The sequence below is a fragment of the Nostoc sp. S13 genome (genome assembly GCF_029379315.1).
Classification (GTDB): Bacteria; Cyanobacteriota; Cyanobacteriia; order Cyanobacteriales; family Nostocaceae; genus Nostoc.
The window spans coordinates 1-6,243 of sequence record NZ_JAQYWQ010000206.1 but is presented as its reverse complement, the minus strand read 5'-3'; the positions used below and the strand labels follow the sequence as shown (position 1 = coordinate 6,243).

The following is a 6,243-nucleotide window of genomic DNA, read 5'->3' as shown; positions in this document are numbered from 1 at the left end:
CCCAATGCCCAATGCCCAATGCCCAATGCCCAATGCCCAATGCCCAATGCCCAATCAAAACCACCCTTCTTGTTCCAGGGTTTCAATCAGCTGTAAGCCACGGGGATCACCCACTCCTAAAAGTGAGGCTTTGGCGTCTTCCCGTACTCCCAAATCTTGGTCTTCAGCAAAGGCTTGAATTAACGCGTCGATCGCTGTGGCATAAACTACATTAGAAGGCAGTTCGCGGCACAGTTGACCAATTGCCCAAGCACTGTTACTCCGCACTGCTGCCACTGGGTCTTGGACTAAGGCTTCAATTAATGGTGGTATTGCCCCTATAACTGCTTCGTAACCCACTTCTGCCATCTGTGCTAAGGCGCTAGCAGCCCACAAACGTACTGCGGAAATGTCAGTTCTTAAGGCATCTGCTAAGGGTGGTAAAGAACGGCGATCGCGACAGTTTCCTAAAGCCCAAACAACACCTTTACGCACATAGCCATTCCAATCATTGTTTAGTTGAGTAATTAACGGACTCACTGCTTCTGAACTGGGATTGCGTCCGATGCCATAGGCTGCACTCACCCGCACCAAGGGACAGGTATCACTTAACAGGCGAATCAAATGGGGGGTAGCACGCGCATCTTCTATATCACAAAAAGCACGCGCTGCTAACATTCTTTGCTGGGGGTGGGGATTTTCCAACAAGACTAGCATCACTTCTGGATCAGGCTTTGCCACTTCTGATTCAGCAGTTAGCGGCTCTATTTTATCTAAGGGGCTTTCTAGCTCCTCAATATCAAGTAGGCTTAGATCGTCTTCGTCATACATAATTTCATTTCAATCCCGAAAAGGGATTAACACATAATCCCCCGCGCCAATAAGTTAAAGCTTTATATATATTAGTTGGGTTCTTATACATTTCCCTTATTCCTCGTTGAGTTTTATCCAAACGAGAACCTCTATAACTGAGACCCTACAGTATGTTATCGCTATCTATTAGTTTATTTTTCTGCACTCAGGAATTTTACCATCCATAGGGATTGGGTTTGATAACCTAACTGATTGTAAAGATTCAATGCGGGTTTGTTTGATTGAAACACTTGCAGTCCAATCTGGCGATCGCCTCTTTGAATAGCCCAATTTTCCACATATCGCATCAAAGCTCTACCAATACCCCGTCGCCGATGTTCTGGTACAACGTAGAGGATAAAGATGTGAGCATGACGGTTCCCATGTACTTGATCTATCGCATTACCCACCCAAAGGCAGGCGATGGGGGGATGAGGAACAGAGGAGAGAAATTCTTTATTACTTCCCTGCTCCCTTGCTCCCCTGCTCTCCTGATCTCCCTCACCCAAAAAATCGATCCACCACAAGGGTGTATCACTGGAGAAGTATTGCTTAACTGTTTGTTCTAGGTGAGAAAAATCCTCATTGGGAAAAATATCCTGGTAAGTTCGCTGCATGAATTTAAGCAGCAGCGATCGATCCAAAGCGGAGCCACGGCGAATAATATACCCAGGTAGTAGTTGCTCAGACACTTCTGACGTTTATTGACTTAGCTAGCTAAGTTATGTGCTGGTGGTAGTAAATCAGTTGGAGTAGGTTGATAACTTGCCTCTACCTCTTCAATTGGTGCGGGTGCTGCCATATCAGAGGGTAAAAAGATGCGGGCGCTGACAGCCACTAGGGCAAAGGCAAATACCAATACTGCAAGCAAGGGGGCAATGTACTGACGAAATATAGCCATATTTAGATTGCTAATATCTAGGAACTTTTATGAGAACCTAGCTGAAGATTTGTGAAGTATTCTTGATTTATTTTAGCGATTTTCTCGGCATGGGGCATTGGGCATTGGGCATTGGGCGTTGGGAGAAGGGATTGACGATAGCGCCACCGAGAGCGAGTCCGCGTCCCTTGCACGTCTCCTAGAGAGCGTCTTTTGGATTAAATTTCAATTCTTTAATCCAAAATCCAAAATCTAAAATCTAAAATTCTTGCTTCCCCCACTCCCTTAGTATTATGGGCGATCGCGCTCCAAGTCATCAAGCACTCTCTCGCAATACCAATTCTCCGGCATCCCAGGATAAGTCTCCTTTGCCTGTTCAATTAACCGTTCGGCAGCGGCAGCGTCACCGGATAATTTATCGATTAGCCTGTTTTTGAGATAGCTATCAGATGAACCCTCCTCTACCTGGTTTGGTATTCTTTCATTTATAGTTGATGGCCGGGACTGCTCTCTCCGCAACTGCCAAAATAAAACGTAATAAAGTGTACCAAAAATTAAAATTAGGCTGAGTGTTCCGAAAAAAGTTAGGAGGTTAAATGCTAGAAATCCTAGAACTAACTGCGACAGAACATAGCCAAGCAATAAACCAGTGAGTAAGAGAATAAATGTGCCGACAGCAATAACTACTTGATTCCCCATATATCCTCTTCTGAATCGTCTAATCCTGGTCTGGATAATATTACCACTGGCTTTTGATTCCAAGGGGCAAAGAATGGCAATAATAGTAATCCCGGCAAAGCAGCTATTGATGTCAGTAGAAAGAATGTAGACCAGCCGGTAGCTTGTGCCCATGTACCTGCTGGAGCCGTGAGAATATCTCTACTAAAAGCCTGCAAACTGGAAAGTAAGGCGTACTGTGTAGCTGAAAAGCTTTGATTACAAAGACTCATCAAAAACGCTACAAAAGCAGCAGTTTCTAGACCAGCACAGAATTGTTCTATATTAACGGCAGCTAACATTAGATAGAAGTTTTTACCTACTACTGCCAACGCAAAGAAAGCCAAGTTGCCGATAGCTTGCAGGATGGCGAATATCCAGAGCGAGCGATTAACACCAATTTTGGTCATTATTGCTCCTGCTGCCAAGGTGCCAACAATAGTGGCGAAAATTCCCAATGCACCAGGAAATGCTATGTCGGTTTGAGTGAAATGTAAGCCTTTATCTAACAAAAATGGGGTGGATACATTCTTTAGTAAAGAATCCCCCAACTTATAGATCACAATGAATATTAGGATTAAAAGTCCTTGTAGCCAGCCATGACGCTGGAAAAATTCAATGAAAGGTAATTTGACTGCGGCGGATAAAGTCTGAGGCGGGCGATCGCGTAGGACTGGTTCTGGTGCAAAAATAGAACTTACCACCCCTACGAGCATCAACAGCGACATCAACAAGTAAACAGCTTGCCAAGGTATTCTGTCTGCCAAAAATAGGGTGACGTAACCGGTTACTAGAATGGCAACGCGATAACCCAATAAGTAAATAGATGCTCCAGCACCTCTTTCTTCTACTTCCACTACATCAGTGCGGTAAGCATCAGCTAAAATGTCTTGACTGGCGCTAAAAAAAGCAACAGCCACAGCAGCAATTACTAAAGGTTGTAGCCCTTGAGATGGGTTTTGTAGAGCCATTGCAGCTATACTTAACAGTAATGCTACTTGTGTAATTACCAGCCAACCTCGACGGCGTCCCAAAAAAGGCGGTACAAATCTATCTAATAAAGGCGACCAGAGAAATTTTAAAGAATAGGGGAGCTTTACTAAACTAAAAGCAGCGATCGCTGCCAAGCTAATTCCTTCTTTGGTCAACCATGCTTGTAATGTCTGACTGGTTAAATATAACGGCAACCCTGATGAAAAGCCAAGAAATAACAAAGCTCCCATCTTCGGGCTGCCAAAAATTCGTAGCAGCGATTTATTTACTTGCACAATCTGGAAGATTCCTTTTTATTTAATTGAATTGCAGTTATCTTGCCATAACTGCTGTCTAATTTCGTATAAGCATACAAACCTGCTCAGATTTTCTTTATTTAAGATACATATCAGCAATGCTCTAACAGTGTAATTATTCCTTAATTTTCCTTAATCGAATAAACGTGATGTGCCCTAATTTCTACTCTGTGTGCAGCAAGGCATTTTTCCCAACCTTTTCGCGTACCGATGTCGCTTTTGTGATTGAGCAATCCTAATTGCTGTTCTTGTTGTGTGAGTTGAGCAAATTCTTCGTAACCGGGGTAGTTGCTGGTAACAAATGTTTCTTTACGGTGCAAAATCGGCGGATTTGCTCTAGTTGCATAGTCTCGGTGAGTGACGACTAGGGTTTTTAAGTCAATAGTTATACTAGCTTTTAATGCTGGATGGGGGTCAGTGTCGAAGTCAGGGTAACACAGATAAGATATTTGCGGCTTATCAGTGTGATATTTGATCAATGTGGCTTCATCTATACGCCCAATGGTACGGCTAGCGCAACCTTCACAAATTCGCAGCACCGGGTCAAGTGCCGCAAGTGCCGAAACATGGATGTAAAGGGCACCGCGCGTGTGTTTACCAATTTTGCTTTTTTCGCACGCAGTTTGAATCACCCCAGGTTTCCCTAAGCTGAAAAGCTTTTGGTCGGCTACTTGACAAGCTTCTTCGTAACTACTAAAAAAGGCTTTGATATCGTGACGCATTTCTGCTGCTAGCTTCTGCCATGCAGGGCGTTGATCAAAGTGGGTAAGGGCGAGATAAACTTGGATATCTAGAGAACGACAGTAAGCGATCGCATCCCATTCTGCCTCGTCGGTAGCTTGTAAAACTACACCGAAGGCGCGGCGAAAGTTACCAAATTCGCTCAGTAATTCTTGTTGATTTTCCAATTCGCCTTTAGCAGGTAGTCTACCGCGCTTGGTAAAAAAAGCCATTAATGGTTGCAGCTGTTCTTGATAGTCTTCAAACCGCTTGATGGGGATGCGGACTCGCGGTGTAGAAGTGGTAGAAAAGAAGCGGATAGCTTTGTAACTTTCTTTTTCAGCCTCATCTCGAAAAACAAAGTAGACACCTAGCGCGATCGGGATTGCATCGACATTTAGTACCTGATCAATATAAGTTTTGAGTTCTTCTTGTTCGTAATATTTCTGAAAAGTGTTGCGGCGCGTCACAATGCCATCATTGTAAGCAAGTTGGGTTTTGCTGGGAGCGTTAATCAGTATTTGAGCCGCGACAATTAAAACTTTTCCAGTGAGTTCCCAAGCTTGGCGAAGGCTTTGACGGCGTTCTTCTGGGTCTTCGATGACGTTGAGGACGTAACCCAAATTGACCACATCGGCGGCAGTGCGTGGTACATCGGGATAGTAGTAAGGGTCCCAGCCGGCGCTGGTGTAGCCTAAGTTTTTTACTCGTTGGACATCACCACCGTAGCCACAACCGTAGTCAAAAAAAGTGGTGTCTTGATTCAGGATTGCCCATTCTATTGCCAATCGCACAGGGCGAGATAAATCAGTGCGAGCGATCGCAGCTCTGTGACGCTCGATTTCTAGCGCTTCAGGCATAAGAATAATTTGTAATTCGTAATTAAGACACCGATAACTAATATTGTTTCAAGGTTTAATGGCCAGTTCAATTAAATCTTCAATTTTCTTGATATTTGGATCGCCTGCTAAGTAACCAATACCGCGATGCAAATGTAAACGGAATTGGGTGGCGAGGGTTTCTTTGTCGGTGGGATAACCGTCATTGTGACAGCGTTGCTTAAGGGCGAGAAGAAGAATATCTGACATTTCGCCGCCAAAGACGCGCCAAGTCATTTCGACGTTGCTATCTTGAGGAATTGGGACGGGTGAGGGTGTGGTTGGTTCTGCGAGAGAGCGACAAAACGCCCAACGGCATAAGATATTCCATTGGTCGATTTTGGTGCTGCGTCTGAGTTTGAGCAGTTGGTCTTTGGCTGTTTGGGATAGGCGAATACGTTCGATTGGTGATTCCATAACTAAAGCTAAAAGGGAAAAAGTAAAAGGAATCCTATACATTATCCTTTCACACAATTAACAATACTTAACAGCAGGTTGATTAATTTGAGCTACTTAATTATTCCTTCTTTTATCACTTAGAGAGATAAATAATCATATTTAGATAATTAGCAATTTCTAGCAGCTTGCTGCCGTGAGTCTACGCACACTAATATCAATGGCATATAGCAATCCTAAATCATTTGTGAACATTTCTATTGTTTCTCTCTGTGCCCTCTGCGTCTGGAGTGGTTCGTTAAAAAAGTAAATTTTCATAACTCAGATAGGATTGCTATAGCAATCCGATTTGATTCTTGAACTTATTTGCGTAGGCAGGGAGTAGGGAGTAGGGAGTAGGGAATGGGGAATCAGCCCTTTCGAGTTGTACGGAGTTTTTTCAAAAATCAAATAGGAGTCCTATATATATACTATAGGAATCCTATTTGAGTTTTGAACAAGCTCCGTACATCTGAAGAGTGGCAAAGTCAAA

8 protein-coding genes are annotated in these 6,243 nt (G+C 43.6%); all 8 read right to left on the bottom strand.

The genetic code is table 11. The annotated features are described in order from the left end of the window. Window positions 1-54: 54 nt before the first annotated feature. The 8 genes from PUQ00_RS31885 to dndE all read right to left on the bottom strand — a co-directional run bounded on the left by PUQ00_RS31885 (window position 55) and on the right by dndE (window position 5,732). On the bottom strand, window positions 55-810 hold the full coding sequence (locus tag PUQ00_RS31885; RefSeq protein WP_300423932.1) for a HEAT repeat domain-containing protein: 756 nt from the start codon (window positions 808-810) through the stop codon (window positions 55-57). 173 nt (window positions 811-983) lie between these two features. Further along, entirely contained in the window at window positions 984-1,523 is a 540-nt protein-coding gene (locus tag PUQ00_RS31880; RefSeq protein ID WP_300423931.1) for an N-acetyltransferase, read from the bottom strand. Window positions 1,524-1,540: 17 nt separating this feature from the next. Next, window positions 1,541-1,732, bottom strand: coding sequence for a hypothetical protein (locus PUQ00_RS31875; RefSeq protein ID WP_300423929.1), 192 nt, complete (start codon window positions 1,730-1,732; stop codon window positions 1,541-1,543). Window positions 1,733-1,749: 17 nt separating this feature from the next. Beyond that, window positions 1,750-1,905 carry a hypothetical protein gene (locus PUQ00_RS31870; protein WP_300423927.1) on the bottom strand — a complete coding sequence of 52 codons (156 nt, stop codon included), beginning with the start codon at window positions 1,903-1,905 and terminating at the stop codon, window positions 1,750-1,752. Between the two features lie 97 nt (window positions 1,906-2,002). Continuing rightward, window positions 2,003-2,410 carry an ABC transporter permease gene (locus PUQ00_RS31865; protein WP_300423926.1) on the bottom strand — a complete coding sequence of 136 codons (408 nt, stop codon included), beginning with the start codon at window positions 2,408-2,410 and terminating at the stop codon, window positions 2,003-2,005. Beyond that, on the bottom strand, window positions 2,395-3,696 hold the full coding sequence (locus PUQ00_RS31860; RefSeq protein ID WP_300423924.1) for an AmpG family muropeptide MFS transporter: 1,302 nt from the start codon (window positions 3,694-3,696) through the stop codon (window positions 2,395-2,397). Before PUQ00_RS31860 ends, PUQ00_RS31865 begins: the two co-directional genes overlap by 16 nt. A gap of 143 nt (window positions 3,697-3,839) precedes the next feature. Continuing rightward, a complete protein-coding gene (locus tag PUQ00_RS31855) occupies window positions 3,840-5,297 on the bottom strand; it encodes a DNA phosphorothioation-associated putative methyltransferase (protein ID WP_300423923.1) in 1,458 nt (485 codons plus the stop codon). 48 nt (window positions 5,298-5,345) lie between these two features. Next, the gene (dndE, locus tag PUQ00_RS31850) at window positions 5,346-5,732 is read right to left on the bottom strand and encodes a DNA sulfur modification protein DndE (protein ID WP_292767620.1); all 387 of its coding nucleotides are present in this window, start codon (window positions 5,730-5,732) and stop codon (window positions 5,346-5,348) included. Window positions 5,733-6,243 lie beyond the last annotated feature (511 nt).